This is a genomic window from Streptomyces calidiresistens (assembly GCF_014141525.1).
Lineage (GTDB): Bacteria > Actinomycetota > Actinomycetes > Streptomycetales > Streptomycetaceae > Streptomyces > Streptomyces calidiresistens.
In genome coordinates, this window is record NZ_VKHS01001410.1 from 1 (window position 1) to 733 (window position 733).

Genomic DNA, 733 nt, shown 5'->3' on the forward strand with positions numbered 1-733 from the left:
GGGCGGACGTGTCCCTCGAGGGCCGCGTCGGGGACGTCGTTGCCGAGCAGGTGGGCGATGAGGCGGTCGGGTACCCGGAGCGGGCGACCGAGGAAGGGCGCGTCGCGGTCCCCCACGTCCAGCAGGCCGAGCCGGGACAGCGGGGCGGTGGGGTGGAAGTGGTCGCGGGCGAGGGCGTCCAGGGTGGACAGGCCGCAGAGGTCCAGGGCGAGGCCGACGGTGGGTCTGCGCCGGCCGACGTCGTCGTTGAGGTAGGCGTAGAACGTCTCGAAGTTCCGGTCGAGGTCGGGCGCGGCGGCGATCAGCAGGATCGCCGTGTCCTGGTCCGTCAGGTCCAGGCGTCGGGCCAGCCGTGCCAACCGGTCGTCGGGGCCGACCGGGGCCGCGCCGTGGAGGGGGTGGTCCGCGAGGATCTCCCCCTCCTCCGGTTCGGCGGGGGTTCGCAGGCGGTGCCGGACGGCGGCCTCCGGCAGGTGGAGGCCGCGCAGCGGGTCCCCGGCGGTGGGGTCGTCCGCCGAGCGGCGTTCGACCAGCGCCGCCACCCGGCGGCGCAGCGCGGTGAGCCGGAGGGCCAGGGCCCCGGCGGGATCGCCGGGGCCGTCCGGTCGGCCGCGGGCGGCGCCGGCTGGTTCCCCGGGCGACCCGTCGGGCGAACCCTCAGAGGGCTGGGCGCCGTCGGCCGGTTCCCCGGGGGGCGGCACTTCCTCGTGCGGTGCGTCGGTGTCTCTTATAC

General features: G+C 77.2%; 1 pseudogene. It reads right to left on the reverse strand.

Features of this window, described 5'->3' with window-relative positions:
* Positions 1–701: pseudogene (locus FOE67_RS27565) on the reverse strand (ATP-binding protein); the annotation flags it as partial.
* Between the last annotated feature and the right edge of the window lie 32 nt (positions 702–733).